Origin of the sequence: Caballeronia sp. LZ033 (assembly GCF_031451265.1) — a bacterium.
In the GTDB taxonomy this organism is placed as follows: Bacteria; Pseudomonadota; Gammaproteobacteria; order Burkholderiales; family Burkholderiaceae; genus Caballeronia.
This window is the reverse complement of sequence record NZ_JARUXQ010000002.1, coordinates 607,333-626,815: the sequence shown is the minus strand read 5'-3', so window position 1 is coordinate 626,815 and position 19,483 is coordinate 607,333. Positions and strand designations below refer to the sequence as shown.

At 63.7% G+C, this 19,483-nt stretch carries 22 protein-coding genes; 11 read left to right on the top strand and 11 right to left on the bottom strand.

Going from position 1 to position 19,483, the window contains the following annotated elements; translation table 11 throughout:
* Positions 1-23: 23 nt before the first annotated feature.
* The 4 genes from QCE62_RS18340 to QCE62_RS18325 form a co-directional block, all read right to left on the bottom strand.
* Entirely contained in the window at positions 24-602 is a 579-nt protein-coding gene (locus QCE62_RS18340; RefSeq protein ID WP_309921338.1) for a TRAP transporter small permease, read from the bottom strand.
* Between the two features lie 55 nt (positions 603-657).
* Entirely contained in the window at positions 658-1,647 is a 990-nt protein-coding gene (locus QCE62_RS18335; RefSeq protein ID WP_309921335.1) for a TRAP transporter substrate-binding protein, read from the bottom strand.
* A 184-nt stretch (positions 1,648-1,831) separates the two neighbouring features.
* Positions 1,832-2,671 (bottom strand): formate/nitrite transporter family protein, encoded by an 840-nt coding sequence (locus QCE62_RS18330; protein ID WP_309814169.1) that lies wholly within the window; start codon positions 2,669-2,671, stop codon positions 1,832-1,834.
* A gap of 278 nt (positions 2,672-2,949) precedes the next feature.
* Positions 2,950-4,248 (bottom strand): nitrate- and nitrite sensing domain-containing protein, encoded by a 1,299-nt coding sequence (locus QCE62_RS18325; RefSeq protein ID WP_309921331.1) that lies wholly within the window; start codon positions 4,246-4,248, stop codon positions 2,950-2,952.
* Positions 4,249-4,397: 149 nt separating this feature from the next.
* Between QCE62_RS18325 and cynS the strand changes: the two genes are divergently transcribed.
* The 4 genes from cynS (at position 4,398) to QCE62_RS18305 (ending at position 6,654) form a co-directional block, all read left to right on the top strand.
* The gene (cynS, locus tag QCE62_RS18320; protein WP_309921329.1) at positions 4,398-4,865 is read left to right on the top strand and encodes a cyanase; all 468 of its coding nucleotides are present in this window, start codon (positions 4,398-4,400) and stop codon (positions 4,863-4,865) included.
* A 93-nt stretch (positions 4,866-4,958) separates the two neighbouring features.
* Positions 4,959-5,414, top strand: a complete 456-nt coding sequence (locus QCE62_RS18315) for a diacylglycerol kinase (RefSeq protein ID WP_309921326.1) — start codon at positions 4,959-4,961, stop codon at positions 5,412-5,414.
* 33 nt (positions 5,415-5,447) lie between these two features.
* Positions 5,448-5,963, top strand: coding sequence for a GNAT family N-acetyltransferase (locus QCE62_RS18310; protein ID WP_309921323.1), 516 nt, complete (start codon positions 5,448-5,450; stop codon positions 5,961-5,963).
* 391 nt (positions 5,964-6,354) lie between these two features.
* A complete protein-coding gene (locus QCE62_RS18305; RefSeq protein WP_309921320.1) occupies positions 6,355-6,654 on the top strand; it encodes a hypothetical protein in 300 nt (99 codons plus the stop codon).
* Positions 6,655-7,387: 733 nt separating this feature from the next.
* Here the strand turns inward: QCE62_RS18305 and QCE62_RS18300 are convergent.
* Positions 7,388-8,257: a helix-turn-helix transcriptional regulator gene (locus tag QCE62_RS18300; RefSeq protein WP_309921317.1), complete on the bottom strand. Its 870-nt coding sequence runs from the start codon at positions 8,255-8,257 to the stop codon at positions 7,388-7,390.
* 135 nt (positions 8,258-8,392) lie between these two features.
* Here QCE62_RS18300 and QCE62_RS18295 point away from each other — a divergent pair, with 135 nt between their 5' ends.
* The 7 genes from QCE62_RS18295 to QCE62_RS18265 all read left to right on the top strand — a co-directional run bounded on the left by QCE62_RS18295 (position 8,393) and on the right by QCE62_RS18265 (position 13,743).
* Complete coding sequence (locus tag QCE62_RS18295) at positions 8,393-9,172, top strand: alpha/beta hydrolase (protein ID WP_309921314.1); 780 nt, start codon at positions 8,393-8,395, stop codon at positions 9,170-9,172.
* A complete protein-coding gene (locus QCE62_RS18290) occupies positions 9,169-9,975 on the top strand; it encodes a transporter substrate-binding domain-containing protein (RefSeq protein ID WP_309921311.1) in 807 nt (268 codons plus the stop codon). Before QCE62_RS18295 ends, QCE62_RS18290 begins: the two co-directional genes overlap by 4 nt.
* An 89-nt stretch (positions 9,976-10,064) precedes the next feature.
* Positions 10,065-10,736 (top strand): amino acid ABC transporter permease, encoded by a 672-nt coding sequence (locus QCE62_RS18285; RefSeq protein ID WP_309921308.1) that lies wholly within the window; start codon positions 10,065-10,067, stop codon positions 10,734-10,736.
* A 6-nt stretch (positions 10,737-10,742) separates the two neighbouring features.
* The gene (locus QCE62_RS18280) at positions 10,743-11,396 is read left to right on the top strand and encodes an amino acid ABC transporter permease (protein ID WP_309921305.1); all 654 of its coding nucleotides are present in this window, start codon (positions 10,743-10,745) and stop codon (positions 11,394-11,396) included.
* Positions 11,377-12,111, top strand: coding sequence for an amino acid ABC transporter ATP-binding protein (locus QCE62_RS18275; RefSeq protein WP_309921302.1), 735 nt, complete (start codon positions 11,377-11,379; stop codon positions 12,109-12,111). Before QCE62_RS18280 ends, QCE62_RS18275 begins: the two co-directional genes overlap by 20 nt.
* Before the next feature lie 10 nt (positions 12,112-12,121).
* Complete coding sequence (locus QCE62_RS18270; RefSeq protein WP_309921299.1) at positions 12,122-13,378, top strand: hydantoinase/carbamoylase family amidase; 1,257 nt, start codon at positions 12,122-12,124, stop codon at positions 13,376-13,378.
* A 41-nt stretch (positions 13,379-13,419) separates the two neighbouring features.
* Positions 13,420-13,743 (top strand): hypothetical protein, encoded by a 324-nt coding sequence (locus QCE62_RS18265; RefSeq protein WP_309921297.1) that lies wholly within the window; start codon positions 13,420-13,422, stop codon positions 13,741-13,743.
* A 9-nt stretch (positions 13,744-13,752) separates the two neighbouring features.
* On the opposite strand, the gene QCE62_RS18260 is transcribed toward QCE62_RS18265, so the two are convergent.
* The 6 genes from QCE62_RS18260 to QCE62_RS18235 form a co-directional block, all read right to left on the bottom strand.
* A complete protein-coding gene (locus tag QCE62_RS18260) occupies positions 13,753-14,394 on the bottom strand; it encodes a dihydrofolate reductase family protein (protein ID WP_309921294.1) in 642 nt (213 codons plus the stop codon).
* An 82-nt stretch (positions 14,395-14,476) separates the two neighbouring features.
* The gene (locus QCE62_RS18255; protein ID WP_309921291.1) at positions 14,477-14,884 is read right to left on the bottom strand and encodes a GFA family protein; all 408 of its coding nucleotides are present in this window, start codon (positions 14,882-14,884) and stop codon (positions 14,477-14,479) included.
* A gap of 14 nt (positions 14,885-14,898) precedes the next feature.
* Entirely contained in the window at positions 14,899-15,891 is a 993-nt protein-coding gene (locus QCE62_RS18250) for an ABC transporter substrate-binding protein (RefSeq protein WP_309921286.1), read from the bottom strand.
* A 2-nt stretch (positions 15,892-15,893) separates the two neighbouring features.
* Positions 15,894-17,081, bottom strand: coding sequence for a Gfo/Idh/MocA family oxidoreductase (locus QCE62_RS18245; protein ID WP_309921283.1), 1,188 nt, complete (start codon positions 17,079-17,081; stop codon positions 15,894-15,896).
* On the bottom strand, positions 17,081-18,406 hold the full coding sequence (locus QCE62_RS18240; RefSeq protein ID WP_309921280.1) for a Rieske 2Fe-2S domain-containing protein: 1,326 nt from the start codon (positions 18,404-18,406) through the stop codon (positions 17,081-17,083). The genes QCE62_RS18245 and QCE62_RS18240 overlap by 1 nt, the downstream gene beginning before the upstream one ends.
* A gap of 57 nt (positions 18,407-18,463) precedes the next feature.
* Positions 18,464-19,438, bottom strand: a complete 975-nt coding sequence (locus QCE62_RS18235; protein WP_309921277.1) for a PDR/VanB family oxidoreductase — start codon at positions 19,436-19,438, stop codon at positions 18,464-18,466.
* Positions 19,439-19,483: the final 45 nt, after the last annotated feature.

Genomic DNA, 19,483 nt, shown 5'->3' with positions numbered 1-19,483 from the left:
CCTCCGTGTGATCGACGCTGCGCTCAGCGGATCAGGTTCTTGTCTTCGACCGGCTCGCCAAGCAACAGCTGGCCGAGACGCGCGAGCAGTTGCAACGCGAGCAGCATCGCGCCGAAAGCGACCAGCGCTTCCGGTATCCACAGCGGCGTATTGCTGGCGAGCGAGCGTTCGTCGAGCGTGTAGGCCTGATACGAGAAGTGCGTCATCGCGATGGAGAAGAACGTGGCAAAGGCAAGGCCCGCCGCGCTCGAGATGCATTCGAGCGCCGTCACCACGGCGGGCGACGCGTTCGACAGCAACACCCGCACGCGAATGTGGCCGCCGGCCCGCAAGGTGAGCGCCGCGCCGAACGTGAAGGTCACGGCCATCAGGTACGAGCTGTATTCCCATGCAATCGGGATATCCTTAGGCAGCCAGCTGACCACGCTCGACAGCGTCCGCACGACGATGCCCGCGATCATCAGCAGGCACAGCAGAAACAGGCACAGCGCGCCGAGCCAGCCGTCGAGCCGCGCGAGCGTGTCGATCGCGAGCAGCGCCTTCTGCGCGAACGCACGGCCCCGGGAGCCCGTGACGTGGGCGCCTGATTCGATGTTTTCCATGATTGATTCGCTCCGCTTCGGTCCGTGGCCGGTGCGAGAAACAAGATGCGGCGGCTTACTTGCCGGCCGCCTTCAGGTATTGATCCAGCAGCGGCCGGGCAGCGGGCACGGCTTGCTCGAAGGCGGTCCAGCTCGCCTTCCCCTTCGCCGCCATGGCATTGCGCACATCGGCGGACGGCGTATAGATCGCCATGCCCTTGGCCTTGAGCATCGTGAAATTGCGCGTGTCTTCTTCCCGCGCCGCTTCCCAGAACTCAGGCTCGAGCTTCGCGGCGACCTCTTCGATCGCTTTCTGGTCTTTCGGACTGAGCTTGTTCCATGCGTCGAGATTGACCGTGACGCCTTCGAAGTTCGATTGCCAGTTGACGACGTTGCAGAACTTCTGGAAGTCCCAGAACTGACCATCCACCGCCGACGAAGTGGACGTCGACACACTGTTGATCACGCCCGTCGACAGCGCCGGCACCACTTCGCCCCACGGAATCTGCGCGGGCGACGCCCCCAGGCTGCGGAAGAAGTCGCTGCCGTTGCGGTCGGTGGTGCGGATCTTCATCGAGCGGAAGGTGTCCGCATTCGCCAGTTCGGCCTTCGAGAAAATGTTCTGGCCGGGCCACGGAATCGTGAACAGCAGCTTCTGGTTGAACTTCTTGAATTCGGCGTCGTAGTAGGGCTTCGAGACGGTGCGGAAGGTCTTCATCTCGTCGAAGCCGGACACCAGATACGGCACGGAGGACGCGCCGAGAACGGGCGAGACGCCCACTTGCTGCGCGAACTGGAACGAGCCGATCGGCACGAGTCCGTCGCGGATCACGCCGAGCATTTCAGGGCCCTTGAAGCCCAGTTGTCCGCCGGCGTGAACGGAAATCTGCACGTCGTTCTGCGTGGCCGCGGCCACAGCAGCCGCAAATTTTTCGTCCAGTTTCGTCTGGTAATTGCCGGGCGCATTGGCGGTCGCGAAGTCCCAGTTCACGGCATGCGCGGGCATCGCCGCAAGCGATGCAACGACGCACGCGCATGCCGCGCCCAGCCTTTTCAATCCGTTCATGTCTCACCTGTTCGAAGGGGTTCATCGGCGAGATCGGGCTTCGCCTGACTCGACTTCGATCAGGTTAATCAGCCGGGTTGGGACCGGCCAGTTCAAAAAAGAAATGACTTGTTGAATGAAATTCAACGGCGCGGAGGGCGTGCTTCAAGCGGCTTCTGCCGCCCTCCATCAGGGCGGCTGGCGCTCAGGCCTTGCTCACCCGCACGCCGCGCGCACCCGGCGTACGCGCCGGCGCGGTCTTGTAGTGCGTGCTATAGAGCGTCGCGCCGACGAACGTCAAACCGCCGACCAGATTCCCGAGCACCGTGGGAATCTCGTTCCACAAGAGGTAGTCCATCAGCGTGAAGTGACCGCCGAGCATCAGGCCCGACGGAAACAGGAACATGTTGACGACCGAGTGCTCGAAGCCCATGTAGAAGAACACGAGAATGGGCATCCACATCGCGACGACCTTGCCGGTGACCGAAGTCGACAGCATCGCCGCCACCACGCCGGTGGACACCATCCAGTTGCACATCACGCCGCGAATGAAGAGCGTCAGCATGCCCGCCGCGCCGTGCGCCGCATAACCCAGCGTGCGGGCCTCGCCGATCCCGCCGATCTTGTGCCCGATGGCGTTCGGCGCTTCCGAGAAGCCGAACGTGAAGATGATGGCCATGAACAGGGCCACGGTGAGCGCGCCCGCGAAGTTGCCGATGAACACCAGCGACCAGTTGCGCATCACGCCGCCCCATGTCGCGCCGGGACGGCCATCGAGTACGGCCAGCGGCGCGAGCGTGAACACGCCGGTGAGCAGGTCGAAGCCCAGCAGATACAGCATGCAGAAGCCCACGGGAAACAGCAGCGAGCCGACCAGCGCATTGCCCGTGTTGATGGTGATGCTCACCGCGAACGCCGCCGCCAGCGCGAGAATGGCGCCGGCCATGTAGGCGCGGATCAGCGTGTCGCGGGTGGACATCAGGAGCTTCGACTCGCCGGCATCGATCATCTTCGGAACGAACTCGGCGGGAGACAGGTAGGCCATGGTTGTACTCGCTTTGAAAAGCCAAAAAAAAACCGCGCACGGGCAACGCATTCACATGCGTGACCTTGTGCGCGGACTTCGTTATCCACGGGTTGACGCGCAGCGTGTTGCCTGCGCGACGATCAAACCACCGTTAGCTTGATGGCCTCTAAAAGCACCTTCCATACCAGGCGACGTTCATGACGGTATGACAGGGCTTGCTTGCGGTGCGTGTGTTCGCGGTTGCACTGACGAAGTGCTTTGAGGCATCGCGCGGGACCAATCTAGTGCAGGCGTGCTCAGGAAGAGCGCTTGTCCGGCCGTGCATGACGCGGCGAGAAGCTCACCGTCTCCGGCGCGATCAGGAATTCTTCGGCAAGCTCCACGAGCGAACGGTTGCGGTCCATCGAGGTCTTCTGCAACAGCCTGAAGGCGACGTCCTCGCTGAGACCATGACGCACCATCAACGCATGCTTCGCCCGCTGCACGAGCTTGCGTTCATGCAGTGCGCGGCGTGCTTCGTCGAGTTCGACTTCCATGCGTGCCAGCCGTGCCGACTGCGCCTCCAGCACCGACTTCAGGCTGCTGACCGTCGCGCGGTCCGCGCCGGTCAGCGTGTCCGACGAGACTGGCGCGCCGTCGCCTGCGAAGAAATGATCGAGCGCCTGCGCGTGCGTGGGCGGCGTGTCGCGCAACGCCTGCAACAGCGCTTCGGAGTCGCGCAGCGCCTGTTGTGCGAGCGCGATGGAGGCATCGCACGCCGCGCGGCCGAGCGCCGTCAGCGCGAGTTGCAGATGCCACAGGTCGGTGATGCGCGCACTGCTGGCATCGAACCAGGATTCGGTCAGCGATGCATCGAGCGTCTCGCCCGCCTGCGCGCCGCACAGGATGCGCCGCAGCCGCATCAGCGCGCCGGCATGCGGCGTGAGTGCACGGCTTGTCCACCAGTCGGCCTGGGCGGCAGCGGCGAAATTCTCGAAGACTTCGAGACTGCGGTCCTGTGCGTGGATCAGATGAAGCAAGCGTTGCTGCTGGTCGGCCGGGAAGCCGCCCGACGCGAACATGTGCGCGCCCACCGCGCGTTCCTGCCCGGCTTCTTCCTTGCCCTGCACCACATGCACCAGCGCGACGAGCAGCCGCGAGATGGCCGGCTCGGGCGCGCCGTCGGCGAGCTGGAACACGAGCTCCATCAGGCCGCCGATGACCTTGCTGAAGGCCAGCACGGATGACGGCGCGGACAGGCTGCGACGATCGATCCGTCCGCGTAATGCATCGAGCGAGTCGAGATCGAGCAGCACCCACGCGATCAGCGCGAGCATGCGCGACGACGCAGCGCGCTCCGGCGCGAGTTGGAGTTCGAGATGCGTCTGCAATTGCGCGATGAGCGGCCCAAGCTCGCCGCGCGCCGTCATGCGTTCTTCGCTGAAGCGCTTGCCGCTGGACGCGAGAAAAATGCTCGTGATGCCGCGCTCGCGTTGCAGGACGTGAATGGTGCGGCCGATGAGATCGACGAGTTCGATACGGTCGGCCAGCAGCTGCAACGCGGCGATCTCTCGTTGCTTGGCGCGCAGCGCGAACTGCGAGGCGGGTGCGAACATCGTTCCGGAAAAAAACTGAATGCGGGTTGCACGAATTGTAAGCCGGACAATATTCGCCGCGGTTCAGCGTGGCTTCGAAACACGGACGCACGGATTTTTGAAGTGTTCAACTGTGCATCCCGCTGTTTGAATCGACCGGAGGAAACCTCATGCAATCGCAGATCTCGCAGTTGTCGCGCGCCACGCTGAGCGAGGCGCTCGTCGCGGCCAAGGCGCGTCTTGGCCTGACCTATGCCGAACTCGCGGAAGGCACCGGACTGAGCGTGCCCTACGTCACGGCGGCGATACTCGGCCAGCATCCGCTGCCGGAACAGGCCGCGCACAGCGTCGCCGAAAAGCTCGGCATGGACGGCGACGCCGCCGCGCTGCTGCAAACCATTCCCCTGCGCGGCAGCATTCCCGGCAACGTGCCGACCGACCCGACCATCTACCGTTTCTACGAAATGGTGCAGGTCTACGGCACGACGCTGAAGGCGCTCGTGCATGAACAGTTCGGCGACGGCATCATCAGCGCGATCAACTTCCGTATCGACATCAAGAAGGTGGAGGATCCGGAAGGCGGATCACGCGCGGTGATCACGCTGGACGGCAAGTTCCTGCCGTACAAGCCGTTCTGAGCAGCCGCGCGCTGGCGGGACGGACGGGTCAGTCACGTGCGACGTGCGGCCCGTGGCATGATGTTCGTTCAGCTTCCACGCCACCTACGCGTCATGGTTCGTCCCACTTCATCTTCGCGGTCATCGTCATCGTCCAAGGACACGCCTCATTCCAGTCCGGGCAACCGCAAACGCAGCGGCTTGCTGCGCGGCTTCTTCGCGCTGCGCCATTCGCGTGACGGCATCGTCGCGACGTGGCGCGAGGAAAGCGCGTTCCGCCAGGAGGTATGCATCGCGGTGATCCTGCTGCCGATCGCGTTTCTCGTGCCGGTCACGAGCGCCGAGCGCATCTTGCTGGCTGCCTCGGTGCTGCTCGTGCTGCTGGTCGAGTTGATCAATTCGAGCATCGAGGCGGCCATCGACCGCATCTCGCTGGAGCGCCATGAACTGTCCGGCCGCGCGAAGGACTGCGGCAGCGCGGCGGTGACCGTGGCGCTCGTGATCTGCGTCATGACCTGGGGCGTGATCTGCGGACCGCTCGCGTGGCAGTGGCTGCGGGCGCATCTGTGACGCTGTGCCGTTTCATCGACTCGTGGAGCTTCCATGCCTGTTCGACTTCTCACCGCCGCCGACGCCTCCTCGTTCCAGGCACTGCGGCTCGCCGGACTCAGTGAATGTCCGGCATCGTTTGCATCGAGTCACGAGGAAGAAGCGGACCGCTCTGCTACGCAGGTCGAGCGCATGCTCACGACGAACGACGACCAGGGCGTGTTCGGCTGCTTTGAAGGAGCGCGCCTGATCGGCATTGCAGGCGTGAAGCGCGAGACTCTGCGGAAGTTGAGCCACAAGGCCTTCGTCTGGGGCGTATATGTCGCACAGGACATGCGAGGCAAAGGCGTCAGCCGAAGCTTGCTCCGCGAAGCCATCGCCTTTGCGCAACGCACGCCGGGCGTTACCCAGTTGAACCTGACCGTGAATGCGGACAATGCGGCTGCGATACGGCTCTATGCATCGCTCGGCTTCGAGCAGTTCGGCCTCGAACGCAATGCGATCTTCGCCGAGGGATGCTTGCACGACGAGATGCTGATGCAACTCCTCCTCGACTTGCAAAGCCGCTGAAGACACGAGCGCCCGGACGCAGTCGCGACTGCGCCCGCGAACTTTGGTGCGACCGCTTCATGAGCGGTCAAGTAAGCGCACGTTCCAATCTTTTCTATTCCGCAGTTCTTCCCTTCCCCAACGTTTCATTTTTCGAAACGCATTCCGCTATTTATCGGCGAAGAATATTCCGTTACACGAAAGCCCCGACGGACGCGACGGATCGCAAAGCACAGCCACGTTAAAGAGCCATTGCCGACGGAATTCCTGTCCGAGGTAATAAGCACGATTGGCTGATGTCATGTTTGCGCGCGGTTTTTTTAAGCGACTCACCACCGCTCCAGAAAACGCGTCGCCCGGAAATGTGATTGCGCAAATCAAGTCGAAGACGTCCTACGAGGTTCAACCGATCATGAAAGCCACCCTCACCCTTCTTGCGCTTGCAGGCGCTTTTTATTTTTCAAATGCCCAGGCGCAGGTCATCGTGGCGCCGCCGCCGGCTGTCGTGGTCGCGCCGCCACTTCCGGTAGTGGTCGCCCCGCCGCCGGCGGTCGCGCCGGCGGGCGTGGCCTATCTCGCGCCCGTAGGCGTGGCGCCGGCCCCCGGCTATCTGTGGCGCTATCACGTCGGTGCTGGCTGGGGATGGTGGCATCCGCATTACGGATGGCATGCGCCGGTCGTTTATCACCACTGGGGCTATCGCCGGTGGTAAGCGGGATCACGGTGCATCAACGGATCACATCATGGTTTGGGCCATTGGAACTCTAATGAACAAGCAATTCACCTTACTCGTCGTCTCGACCTTATTGGCTGGAATGCTCGGCGGATGTGTAGTGGAGCCCGTGCCTGCCGCGCAATGGGTGCCGGCGCATTACGGTCCTCACGGCGGCTGGATCCCGGGACACTGGAGATGATCCGGCCTGCCCCTTGCATTACGCGCGTGCATCCCGCGGGAGCGCTCGCGGCGCGTGGCTCGACTGTTTATCGCTGGACTGGCGAAATCTTGAAAACGCTTTTTGTAATCACCGCGCTGGGTCTGGGCGCGGCACTGGGCGGGTGCGCCGTGTATGACACGCCCGGTGGCCAGCTGGTCGGCCCCATAACGGCAGCACCCGTGGCGGCATCCGCCGTTGTTGATACAACGGTGACGCCCGCGCAGACAGCACCTGTGGTGGCGCCGGCCACCGTCGTGACGGCGGCTCCGCCCGCGCCGGTCGTGGTCGCTCCGCCCGCGCCCGTGGTTGTCGCACCGCCCGCGCCTATGGTGGTTGCGCCAGCGGTCGTGGCGCGGCCCCCTTATGTATGGGTGCCTGCGCACTATGGGCCTTATGGCCGCTGGATACCAGGACACTGGCGTTACTACTGACGGGCATCATGCCGGAGGCGATTCGCGTTCGCGCAAGACGATGCACCCGCGAACCGCCCCCACCCGCAAAGCATCACACTCAGTCCGAATACTTCTTGATGAGCCGGTGCAGTTCGTGCATCGCCTGCGCGCCCTTCAACGCGCTTTGCCATAGCGTTCCAGTCAGATGATCGTGCTTGGCCAGCGCCTCCGGATCTTCCGTGATGGTGCCGACGCCATAGCGCAGGTTGGTCGGCTGGCCGATCCGGAACGGGCTGTTCACGAGATACCGCCGCCCTTCCGCATGAATGATCTGATAGCCGGAGGTAGGCAAGGGCTGCGTCGTCAGGCCGATCTGCACATGCATCGGCGGCGAAGCGATCAGGTCCGCCATGTGCCCGATCTCGCGCGCGGCCTCGCGTCGGAGTTCGGCGCGCTCGGCGTACGGCTTGTCGGCCGTCACCGCGAGTCCGTTGGCAAGATAGCGTTCGATGCTGCTCAACGGAACGATGTTGACCATCGCCGGCTGGCGAAAACGAAAGATCGCCTTGCGCCGCTCCAGGACCTGCAACAGCCGCTTGCCTTCGGCCGGCGTGAGCGGATCCAGGTCCTGTGGATCATGCAGGCTGCGCGCGAGCGAGCGGTCGTAACCCGCCGAACTCAGCACGTAGATCAGCGGCCCGAACACCACTGACACTCGGTCTGCCTTCTCTTCCAGGCTCGCGACGCGCTCAAAAAAGCGGAACCCGTCGGTCAGGTATTCGGCGCCGAGCCCGAGCAGCGTGCTCGGCGACATGCCATATACCCGCGCGAGCCTTTCGAGCGTCTCCAGCTTGACGATATTGCCCGCTTCATACCGGTGCAGCAGCGCGCGCGAGACGCCGATGGCCTCGGCGACTTCATCGGCGGTCATTTTCAATTGCTGGCGATGCAGCTTCAGGCGCTCCCCGATAGCGCGAAAACTCTCCATGCGTTCCGTTTTTTAATGGTGGCCCGTGACTCAAAAAAGTTACATGCGCCATAAATATGCGTCAAATCATAAAAATGAGCGTTGGCCCGCTGGTTTTGCCGCCCGATACTCGCTCCATCCAACCAGGAGCACTTCATGCCCATCATCCGACTCGACGGCGCCCGCGTTCACTACACCGACAGCGGTGGCGAAGGCCGCCCGGTCATCTTCCTGCACGGCGGTTTCGGCAGTTCGTCCGAACTCTGGCAACGCACCATCGACGCGCTGCCGCCCGGCTATCGCGGTCTCGCCATCGACAACTTCCTGCGCTCCGACGCACCGCCCGACGGCTTCACCATCGAAGCGCTCGCGCGCCGCGTGGCGGCATTCATCGACCGGCTCGAACTGGAGCGGCCGGTGGTAGTCGGTCATTCGATGGGCGGCGTCGTCACGCAGATGACGGCCGTGCGCTATCAGGAAAAGCTCGGCGGCATCGTGCTGGTCTGCACGGGTCCGTCGATGACCAATCACGCTTTGGGCCGCGCGCTGCTTGCCCAACTGGAAAACGACGGCATCGAAACGATGCGCGAGATCAGCGCGCACTGGTTCCGCGAACTGCCGCAGCCGTTCTTCGACGGCTACGTGGAGCGCGCCAAGGCCGCGCCGCTGACGGCGATGATCGACATCCAGTCTTCGCTGATCGAAACCGACATGCGCCCGCATCTGCCGGGCGTGCAGCTTCCCGCGCTGGTGGTCTGGGGTGCGCACGACAGCGGCCGCACGATGGAGCATGCGCAGCGCCTGCTGGATGGCCTGCCGAACAGCACGCTCGCCGCCATGACCGACAGCGGCCATTCGCCGATGCTGGAAACCCCCGCTGTATTCGACGAAGCCTTCCACGCCTTCCTGAAGTCCATTCCGGAGTCTGCACAATGAGTTTCACCGCTACGTTCAAGCGCCGCCTGGGTGCGGCCATGTTGTCGGTTGCCGGCGCGATGGCGCTGCTGAGTCACGCCCCAGCCGCGCATGCCGACACGCTCGACACCGTGAAGAAGACCGGTGTGATCCGCGTCGCGGTGCCGCAGGATTACGCGCCGTTCGGCTCGGTGGGCAGCGACATGGAGCTGCACGGCTACGATGTCGAAGTGGCGAAGCTGACTGCCGCCGCGCTGCATGTGAAGCTGCAGATCGTGCCGGTGACGATGGCCAACAAGATTCCGTTCCTGGTAACCAACAAGGTCGATCTCGTACTCAATCTCGGCAAGAATCCGCAGCGCGCGGAAGTGATCGACTTCACCTCGCCGTACGCGCCGTACTACACGGCGGTGTTCGGTCCGCAAGCCGATGCTCTGACGGACGTCGCTGGCCTGAAGGACAAGAAGATCGGCGTGGTGACGGGCTCGCAGGAAGACCTCTTCATCACGAAGAACGCGCCCGCCGGCACGCTGTTCTCGCGCTATCAGGACAACAGTTCGGCAGTGGCCGCCTTCCTGTCCGGGCAGACGGAATATCTCGCGACGGGCAACATCGTCGGCGCGAAGCTGCTCGCCGACAATCCGCAGAAGCATTTCGCACAGAAGCTCCTGCTGATCGATTCGCCGGTGTGCGCCGCCGTGCGCAAGGGCGACAGCGCCATGCTGGCCGCCGTCAACAGCGTCTTCGCGGCACAGAAGGCCAGCGGCCAGCTCGACGCGTTGTCGCGTCAATGGCTCAAGCAGCCGCTCGACGCAAAACCCTGACGCACTCCGCTGCCTCATCCGCTTCCTTCGCGTGGCATGAGGCAGTGAAGCGCCCTTCCGCCGCATCCCGCTCCGGATAGCTTCAGACCATGTCCTATCAATTCGACTTCGGCGCCATTGCGCCGTATCTGCCCCTGCTCGTCCAGGGCGTGGCGATGACGCTCGCAGTCAGCATCGCCGGCGGCCTGGGCGGCTTTGCGCTGAGCATTGCCGGTGCGTGGATTCATGCGGAAGGCAAGCCGTGGGCGCGCGCCATCACGCGTGCCTATGTGGAAGTGTTCCGCAACACGCCGTTCCTGATTCAACTGTTCTTCATCTTCTTCGGCTTGCCGCAACTGCATGTCAGGCTCGATGCCGTCGAGGCCGCGCTGTTGGCCGTGACGATCAACTTCGGCGCATATGGAACGGAGATCCTGCGCAGCGCGATTGCAGCGACGCCGCGCGGCCAGCATGAAGCAGCCGCGAGTCTCGCGCTGACGCGCCTGCAAACCTTCCGTCACGTGCTGCTGCGGCCCGCATTGCAGAAGGTATGGCCCGCGCTCACGAGCCAGTTCATCATCATGATGCTGACGACTTCCGTCTGCTCGCAGATCGCGCTGATGGACCTCTCGCATGTGGCGGACTTCATCCAGGGCCGCACGTTCCGTTCTTTTGAAACCTACGCCGCCGCGACGTTCACGTATCTGCTGCTCGCCCTCGTGCTGCGCCATGCGCTGCGCACGCTCGGCAAGCGCTTCGTGACCGCGCGCCCCGCGAGATAAGCCACCATGGACTTCACCCTGTGGGACATCCTGCGCGTATTGCTCGCCTCGCTGCGCTGGACCGTGGCGCTCTCATTGGTCGCCTTCGTCTGCGGCGGCGCGCTGGCCTTCGCGATCATGTGGCTGCGCCTGACGCCCGCACGCCTGCCGCGCGGCGCGGCGGCCGCCTTCATCGAACTGTTCCAGGGCACGCCGCTGCTGATGCAGTTGTTCATCGTGTTCTTCGGCATCGCGCTGTTCGGCTTTGACGTGCCCGCGTGGCTCGCGGCAGGCTTGGCGGTGTCGCTGTGGTCGGCGGCGTTCCTCGCTGAAATCTGGCGCGGCTGCATTGAAGCGGTGCCGCGCGGACAGTGGGAGTCATCCGCTTCGCTGGCGATGACACGCATGCAGCAGTACCGCCATATCGTGCTGCCGCAGGCCTGCCGCCTCGCCGTGGCGCCGACGGTCGGCTTCTGCGTGCAGATCGTCAAGAACACCTCGGTCACGTCGATCATCGGCTTCGTCGAGCTCACGAAGGCAGGCACGATGATCAGCAACACGACCTTCCGGCCGCTCGAAACCTTCGGGCTCGTCGCGCTGATGTACTTCCTGCTGTGCTCGGCGCTGTCCGCGCTGAGCCGTCATCTGGAGAAGCATTTCAATGCCCCTTATCGCAATTGACCAGGTCACCAAGCGCTTCGGCGGTAACGAAGTGCTCAAGGGCATCGACCTGAACATCGGCGCCGGCGAAGTCATTTCGCTGATCGGCAGGAGCGGCTCGGGCAAGAGCACGCTTCTGCGCTGCATCAATGGACTGGAGGGCATCGACGGCGGCCGCATCGATGTGGCGGGCACGCGCCTGTCCCACGACGACGCCGCGCTCAAGCAGTTGCGGCTTCAGGTCGGCATGATCTTCCAGCAGTTCAACCTGTTTCCGCATCTGAGCATTGGCCGCAACGTGATGCTCGCACCGATGATCGTGCTCGGCATGAAGCCCGCCGAAGCACGCAGGCAAGCGGGCCTGCAACTGGAGCGCGTCGGCCTCAGCGACAAGTTCGACGCCTATCCCGACCAACTGTCCGGCGGACAGCAGCAGCGTGTGGCGATCGCGCGTGCGCTGTGCATGTCGCCCAAGGCGTTGCTGTGCGACGAGATCACGTCCGCGCTCGATCCGGAACTCGTGCAGGAAGTGCTCGCGGTGATGAAGGAACTCGCGGCGGGCGGCATGACGCTCGTGATGGTCACGCACGAGATGCGCTTCGCGCGCGAGGTCTGCGACCGCGTGGTGTTCCTGCATCAGGGGCGCATTCATGAAAGCGGCACGCCCGATGTGCTCTTTAACCAGCCGCGCACCGACGAACTGCGCCAGTTCCTTGCAGCGGCCCATGATGCATGAGCGCACTCGCATGACGGCATCGACTGATTACGCGCACATTGCACAGCAGCTCTTCGACACAGTGCGCGAGGCCACCGCTGAAGGTCGTGGCGTGACGCGCGCATCGTACGGCGCGGGCGAGAGCCGTGCGCTCGACTTGCTGACGGCGTTCGCACAGAAGCAAGGCTTCGCTGCACATGTCGATCGCGCGGGCAACGTCACCTTCTCGCATCCCGATGACGCACGCACACGCCCCATCCTGTGCGGCTCGCACATGGATTCCGTGCCGGAAGGCGGCAACTTCGACGGCCTCGCCGGCGTGATCGCGGGCCTGCTGTGTCTCATGCGGCAACGCGATGAAGGACAGCGAGGTATGCATCCGCTGCGCGTGCTGGCGCTGCGCGGCGAGGAGAGCGCGTGGTTCGGCAAGGCATATATCGGCTCCAGCGCGCTCTTCGGGCGCTTGCCGCCCACGACGCTGGACGCGCAGCAGCGCTCGACAGGCGAGACGCTCGCGGCCTGCATGCGCGAAGCAGGCGCCGATGTGGAGGCGATCGCGGCGGGCGAAGTGCTGCTCGACGCGAACGGCGTCGCGGGCTATATCGAGTTGCATATCGAACAGGGTGCGCTGCTCGATGATGCACAACGCGCGGTCGCCATCGTGCCGTCGATACGCGGCAACGTGCGTTACCGCAACGTGCGCTGTATCGGAGAGCCAGGTCATTCGGGTGCGGTGCCGCGTGAACGCCGTCACGATGCGGTGTTCGCGGCGGCCCACGTGGTCAGCGCGCTCGATACGTACTGGAAACGCGCGCTCGCCGAGGGCGCGGACCTCGTGATCACCTGCGGCGTGTTCGGCACGCGCGCGGAACAGCACGCGATCTCGCGCATTCCAGGCGAAGTCGATTTCAGTTTCGAGGCACGCAGCGCGGACCCCAACGTGCTGGCGCAGGTGCTCGACGTGTTCGAACACACGCTCGCGGACACGGCGGCATCCCATGGCGTGCGCTTTGAAACGGGCGCGCTGTTGCAGACCGCGCCCGCGCACATGGACGCGGGCTGGATCGGCTTGCTCGAACAGCATGCGCAGACACTGAACCTGCCCGCGCCGCACGTGCCGAGCGGAGCGGGTCATGACGCCGCCATGTTCGCCGCAGCCGGCATTCGCAGCGCGATGATTTTCGTGCGCAACCAGAACGGTTCGCACAATCCCGACGAGGCCATGCGTCTCGTCGATTTCATGGACGGCGTGGCGCTGCTGTATGAAACCATCAACGCCTTCGTCTGACCGGTCGCACCGCGCGACGCCTCATCTTTGGAGAAGCAACTATGAATCTGGAACTGGCAGCGGCATCGCTTTCGCGACGAGGTCTGGGCTTGACCGATATCCGCGAGTTCGCGCTGCAATGCCGTGACAGCGCCCGTCAGCCCGGCGGCGAGGCGGCCGCGTTGATCCTGCTCGCGGAGAAGGCATCGGCGTTCTTCGAGCGGCACGAAGGCATCGCGATGACCAACGACGCGCTGCACCGCTTCGTCGAATCCCTTGGTGCCGATGTCACGCGTCTGCGCGCCGCCGCCATGGCAGGCGATGCCGCGCTGATTGAAGCGTTGAATGCGTTCGCCTCGGCCTTCTCGAACGACGTGGTGATCTGAGCGCGACCTTCAGCGCATCAGGACGATATGAGTGGCGCGTTCGGTCGGAACATGTTCGACGGTCCTGTATCCCAATGCATGGAGATCCAGCCCGTCGAAGAGCGGTTCTCCGGCGCCCAGCACGACCGGCGCCATCGCGAGATGAATCTCGTCCACATGGCCCGCCTGAATGTACTGCTTCACCGTAGAAGCCCCGCCGCCGATCTTGACGTCCCGCGCACCCGCCGCTTCGCGGGCCCGCTGCAGCGCTTCGTCGATCCCGCCGGTGATGAAATGAAACGTGGTGCCGCCGCGCATCTCGATGGAAGGCCGCGCGTAATGCGTCAGCACGAACGTGGGCGCGTGATAAGGCGGATCTTCGCCCCACCATCCTTTCCATTGATCGTCGGGCCATTCGCCACGCACCGGTCCGAACATGTTGCGGCCGAGAATGAAGGCGCCGAAGTTATCCATGGCGCGGTGGGCGAAGCTGTCGTCGGGGCCGGTTTCGCCATCGTCCTTGCCTTGCATCGCGCGGAAGGTGCGCGTCGGGAAGAACCACTGGAAGATTTCGTGGCCTCGCACGCCAAGCGGATGTTCCAGGCTCTGCGCGGGGCCCGCAGCATAGCCATCGAGTGAAACGCCGAAGCCGGCAACTTTTACTTTGCTCATTCACGTCTCCGTGTCAGGTCGTGCATGTCGGTCACGAGAGCATGAGCACGAATCGACGCGGACGCAATAGAGGTTTGTCTCTTCAAGGCTGCCCTTCGAAAGCCTCTGCCGTGCCGAGATCCGGGAGCCAGCCGAAGCGCCGCCGGGTCCACGACTGCCGCTTCGGCACGCCGAGTTCGTAACGCTGCTTCAGCGCGCCTACGCGCAACGAATAAGAAGAAGGGTTCTCTTGCGCCGACGAATACACCGGCCCGCCGCATTCCGCACAGAACGCGTGGATGCGGCGCGCGCCGCTGTCGGCGGTCTTCAGATAGCGCTTGGGCTCGCCTCTGAGGATGCGAAAGCTCTCCGCCGGTGCGGCGATATTCACGCGAAACGCCGAGCCCGTCAGCGTCTGGCAGTCCGCGCAATGACAGATGGCGACGGTGCCAGGCGTGACGTCAGCTTCATAGGCGATCGCGCCGCAATGACATTGCCCTTCGACTTTCATGGACACTCCTTCGATCAGATCTTGAAGCTCTCCAGCGTCGCCGGATGAAACAGTTCTTCCGGTTGCAGCAGCCGGCTCGACAGCCCTTCATCATGATGCCGCTTCAGGAAGCGCGACAACACATGCCGGTTGGGCGCAAAACCATACGACCAGAAATCGTGGCCCATCAAGCGGCGCGCATTGCTCAACTGTTCCTCGACGAAAGGCAGCGTCACTTTCGTGGCCGACGTGTCGCTCAACTTTGCAAGTGCCACTGCCTTGCTCTTCTCGAACGCCTTGGCCACCGCGCCCGGCAGCCACGGATGCCGCTCGGCGAGGGTGCGCCGCACGCCCAGCAGGTGCATCACCGGGAACAGCTTCGTGCGCGTGTACCAGTCGGCGGCCGCTTTCTGCGGATCGTCGTAAAGATACTTCACGTTCGGATGACCGTTCGTGAAACAAGACGGCGCACGCGGACCGATGACCGCATCGATTTCACCGGATGCCAGCATACCCGTGATGGTCGCGTTCGACGGTGCATTCTCCAGCCGTACATCGGCGGGAAGATTCAGCGTGATCTTTTCTTCACGGCCGGTCTCTTCATAACCGCCGCGCACCCACGTCACATCCGATGCCTTGACGCCATGATCCTCTTCGAGAAACAGACGCGCCCATACGTTGGCGGTCAATTGATACTCGGGCACGCCGATGCGCTTGCCCTTCAGATCCGCAGGCGTGTCGATGCCGCGATCGTTGCGCACGTAGATGGACGTATGACGGAACGCACGCGACGGAAACACCGGCACGCCGATATACGGACTCGTGCCCGCGGCCGTCTTCACGCTGTAACTGGAGAGCGACAGTTCGCAGACGTCGTAATCCGCGTGACGGAAGGCGCGAAAGAAGATTTCTTCCGGGTCTTGCAGCATGAACACCGGATCGACGCCGTCGATCTGTACTTCGCCATCCACCAGCGGTCGCATGCGGTCGTAGTTGCCCACTGCAACCGACAGATTCAGCTTGCTCATGTTCAATGTTCCTGTGTTGTAAGCGTCTCGCCGCCGATGAGTACGTCGCGCTGCTCAGCGCTCGAACGCAGCATCGCGAGGCAGATTTCCAGCGTGCCGCGTGCCCATACGCCGTCGTGCAGCGGTGCGATATCGCGCTGTACCGCGGCGATCAGTTCGTCGATGACTTCGGCGCGCGGGACCTGCGGCGCATCGAGCGCGACTCGTTCACACCGCTCGTCGCCATACACGACGATGGCGTCCGGCAACGGCCGCAGGTCGCCCCGTTCGCACGAGACGATGAGCGGCCCGAAGTGCTGATGCCAGCGTGCTTCGGATCGAGTTGGGGAATAAGCCGCGCCCCCGTAAGTGCCCGCAGCCTTCAGGCGCGCCTCTTCATCCCGCGACTGCACACGAGCCAGCTTGCGCCGCGCGGCGCCATAGTCGGCGGCGTGCTTCGTCTGCCCCATCTCGCCGATCCATCCGGTCCATTCATCGGAATCGAAGTGCGCATAGCCGTTGTAGGAGAGCGTCGCGAACGCCCCGTTCTCGAACCACAAGGTCGCCGTGTATGCGCCTTCGGTCGGACGCGCGGCGTCCCAACGGCCCACAGCTGCACGGATGCGCGTCACGCGGCTTCCGGCGAGCACTCGCACGATATCGACCTGATGCGCCGCCTGACTGAACACCGCGCCGCCGCCCTCTTCCGTCTGCAATTCCTCGGGCCTGCGCGGCCGGTACAAATAATCCGTGAAGTTGAGCGCCTGGATCATCTTCACGTCACCGAATGCGCCCGACGCAATCACCTCGCGCGTGCGCAGATACGGCGTGTCGAAGCTATGGCAATGACCGACGATCAGATGCACGTGCGCATCACGGCATGCGTCGATCATCGCGTCGCATTCGGCGAGCGAGAGCGCCATCGGTTTTTCGACCAATACATGCTTGCCATGCCGCGCCGCCACCCGCGCATGCGCTGCATGAAACTGATGCGGACTCGCGATGTACAGCGCATCGATGTCCGGCTGGCTCGCGAGCGCTTCGATATCGGCGAAGGTGGGCGCATCGAAGTCGGCGGTGAACTGCGCACGCGCCGTCTCGCGCGGGTCGCATGCCGCGACCAGCCGCACGCGCGGGTCCGCGAGAAAGGTCGGCAGCATCAACGAGAACGCGCGCCCGAGGCCCACGATGCCAAGCCGCAACGGCTCCATCAGACCTGCACCTGATAGTTCGTCTCGAGCTCCGGCGCCGCTTCCGCAGCCGGTTCGACCCACACCGGATGCGCGGCATACTGCTTCCAGTCGGTGTCCTTCGGCACCATCGCCTGGAACGAGCACACGTGGCGCGGAATCGCCTGCTCACCCGTACCGATACCAGCCTCGCCCGCCTGAAATTCCCGCAGCGCATCGAGCATGCGGCGGCGGAACTCGACCACGGCAACATCGCTGGCGCCGAGCCTTTCTTCGGTGCGATCGGCGATCGGACCCATCGTCACCCACATCGCGATGTCCTGATTCGGGAAGCCCTTGATGCCGGTGAAGTTGCCGTTCTTCATCGCCTCGCGATCCTGCCAGAAGCGATTGTCGTGATTGCGCAGCGGCCGATACGTCGCATCCAGATCGACGCCTACCTGCTGCCCGAGAAACTTGCGCCACGTCTCGGTTTCCGGCGTCTTGTCCGGGTGCCCCCACGCCATGAAATAAAAAGCAGTGCTGGTGTCGTCGCAGGGCACGTTGATGTTCGCGACGTTGTAGAGATTGTTCGGCGGAATCAGCGCGGTGGCCGGCGCGACGAACACCGTGGAGCGCACATAGTCATGCGTCGCGGCGTTCTGGATGGGACGGCGCAGCGCGGCATAGCGGAAGCCATAGCTCGTGCGATGCACTTGCAGGCGCGGCGCCTTGTCCGTCGACGGACGCAGCCAGTTCTTCGCCGTGGCTTCCGCGCCGCCGACGCGCGCGGGCACGAAATCCGACGAATGCAGACTCGAACTGTGCGCGGAATCGATCGCGCCTTCGAGAATCTGCGCCCAGTTGCACGGCACGATGACCTTGGCGATGCTCACGCGCGTGTCCTCGGTCGGCGCCCACGCGGGCGGCGCGAACGCGGGAATCGCGTCCTGCGGGCCCATGTAGGCCCAGACGAAGCCGCCCCATTCCTTCGTTTCATAAGCCTTGTGGCGGACCTTCTTCGTCATGTCGCTGCAGGAAGGCTCGGAGACCATTTCGATGACGTTGCCCTTCACGTCCATCTTCCAGCCGTGATAGAGGCAGCGCAGGCCGCAGTCCTCGTTGCGTCCGTATACGAGCGACACGCGGCGGTGCGGACAGTATTCATCCATCACGCCGACGTTGCCATCGGTATCGCGGAACACGACGAGATCTTCGCCGAACACACGCGCCTTCACCGGCGCGCCGTCCGGCTCGCTCACTTCCTCGATGAGACAGACCGGCGTCCAGTGACGACGCATCAACTGGCCCATGGGCGCGTCGCCTTCGACGCGGCACAGCAATTCGTTTTCTTCATGCGTAAGCATTTGCGCTTCTCCTGACCTGCTTATCTGAAATCAATGCAATGGGGATGAATTCAAAATTCAAAGATCCAGCACGAGTTCTTCGCTCCGGGCGCGCGACACGCAAATCATGATCTGATCGTGCTGCTCGTCTTCGCCGAGCACCATGTCGCGATGTTCCGCCACGCCCGCACACAGCTTCGTGCGGCACGATCCGCACGTGCCGCTCTCGCAGGAACTCGGCGCGCGGATGCCGTTGTCGCGCAGGATTTCGAGAATCGAGCGGTCGGCGGGGATGGCGAAACTGCGACCGGTCCGTTCCAGTTTTATGTTGAACGGCGTGTTCTCCGCCGCGCGCGACTGGTCCACGCCGAAGCTTTCGAAATGCACGCTGCCGGTCGGCCAGTGACCCGTCATGTCGCGCACGCCATCCATCAGCGCGCGCGGGCCGCAGCAGTAGACGTGTGCGCCGCTGCCGGTCTTTTCGAAGACCGGCCAGAAGTCGAAGGCCCGGGCGAGGTCGCCGTGATCGTGATGAACCACCACATGCGGCTGCCATTCCTCACTCGAGAGTTCATCGAGAAATGCCGTGGTTTCAGGGCTGCGCGACACGTAATACAGCTTGAAGCGCGGGCCGCCCGTGGCCTTGAGATGACGCATCATCGAGAGAATCGGCGTAATGCCGATGCCGCCCGCGACAAACACGAAGCTCCGCGCGCGCTCGCTCAGTCCGAACTCGTTGCGCGGCTCCGAGACCTCGATGCGTGCGCCTTCCTCCACCTCGTCCGCCATGCTCACCGAGCCGCCGCGGCCGGCTGCTTCGCGCTTCACGGCGATCACATAGCGGTCCGTTTCAGCAGGATCGCTGCACAGCGAATAGTTGCGGTTCGCTCCGCTCGGCACCCGCACGGTGAGGTGCGCGCCCGCCGTAAACGGCGCCAGCTCGCGCCCTGCTTCATCACGCAATTCGAAACGGAAGATGCCTTGCGCCACGCATTCCTTCTTCGTCACCACGAGCGTCCTGAATGACATTTCGTGGCTCGCCGACTCGTTCATTGCACCTGCTCCCTTGCTGATCTCCATGGGCTTTATATTAGATAT

Coding starts and splice junctions, on each gene's coding strand:
- QCE62_RS18340 (WP_309921338.1), bottom strand. CDS start 602: ATGGAAAACATCGAATCAGGCGCCCACGTCACGGGCTCCCGGGGCCGT.
- QCE62_RS18335 (WP_309921335.1), bottom strand. CDS start 1,647: ATGAACGGATTGAAAAGGCTGGGCGCGGCATGCGCGTGCGTCGTTGCA.
- QCE62_RS18330 (WP_309814169.1), bottom strand. CDS start 2,671: ATGGCCTACCTGTCTCCCGCCGAGTTCGTTCCGAAGATGATCGATGCC.
- QCE62_RS18325 (WP_309921331.1), bottom strand. CDS start 4,248: ATGTTCGCACCCGCCTCGCAGTTCGCGCTGCGCGCCAAGCAACGAGAG.
- cynS (WP_309921329.1), top strand. CDS start 4,398: ATGCAATCGCAGATCTCGCAGTTGTCGCGCGCCACGCTGAGCGAGGCG.
- QCE62_RS18315 (WP_309921326.1), top strand. CDS start 4,959: ATGGTTCGTCCCACTTCATCTTCGCGGTCATCGTCATCGTCCAAGGAC.
- QCE62_RS18310 (WP_309921323.1), top strand. CDS start 5,448: ATGCCTGTTCGACTTCTCACCGCCGCCGACGCCTCCTCGTTCCAGGCA.
- QCE62_RS18305 (WP_309921320.1), top strand. CDS start 6,355: ATGAAAGCCACCCTCACCCTTCTTGCGCTTGCAGGCGCTTTTTATTTT.
- QCE62_RS18300 (WP_309921317.1), bottom strand. CDS start 8,257: ATGGAGAGTTTTCGCGCTATCGGGGAGCGCCTGAAGCTGCATCGCCAG.
- QCE62_RS18295 (WP_309921314.1), top strand. CDS start 8,393: ATGCCCATCATCCGACTCGACGGCGCCCGCGTTCACTACACCGACAGC.
- QCE62_RS18290 (WP_309921311.1), top strand. CDS start 9,169: ATGAGTTTCACCGCTACGTTCAAGCGCCGCCTGGGTGCGGCCATGTTG.
- QCE62_RS18285 (WP_309921308.1), top strand. CDS start 10,065: ATGTCCTATCAATTCGACTTCGGCGCCATTGCGCCGTATCTGCCCCTG.
- QCE62_RS18280 (WP_309921305.1), top strand. CDS start 10,743: ATGGACTTCACCCTGTGGGACATCCTGCGCGTATTGCTCGCCTCGCTG.
- QCE62_RS18275 (WP_309921302.1), top strand. CDS start 11,377: ATGCCCCTTATCGCAATTGACCAGGTCACCAAGCGCTTCGGCGGTAAC.
- QCE62_RS18270 (WP_309921299.1), top strand. CDS start 12,122: ATGACGGCATCGACTGATTACGCGCACATTGCACAGCAGCTCTTCGAC.
- QCE62_RS18265 (WP_309921297.1), top strand. CDS start 13,420: ATGAATCTGGAACTGGCAGCGGCATCGCTTTCGCGACGAGGTCTGGGC.
- QCE62_RS18260 (WP_309921294.1), bottom strand. CDS start 14,394: ATGAGCAAAGTAAAAGTTGCCGGCTTCGGCGTTTCACTCGATGGCTAT.
- QCE62_RS18255 (WP_309921291.1), bottom strand. CDS start 14,884: ATGAAAGTCGAAGGGCAATGTCATTGCGGCGCGATCGCCTATGAAGCT.
- QCE62_RS18250 (WP_309921286.1), bottom strand. CDS start 15,891: ATGAGCAAGCTGAATCTGTCGGTTGCAGTGGGCAACTACGACCGCATG.
- QCE62_RS18245 (WP_309921283.1), bottom strand. CDS start 17,081: ATGGAGCCGTTGCGGCTTGGCATCGTGGGCCTCGGGCGCGCGTTCTCG.
- QCE62_RS18240 (WP_309921280.1), bottom strand. CDS start 18,406: ATGCTTACGCATGAAGAAAACGAATTGCTGTGCCGCGTCGAAGGCGAC.
- QCE62_RS18235 (WP_309921277.1), bottom strand. CDS start 19,438: ATGAACGAGTCGGCGAGCCACGAAATGTCATTCAGGACGCTCGTGGTG.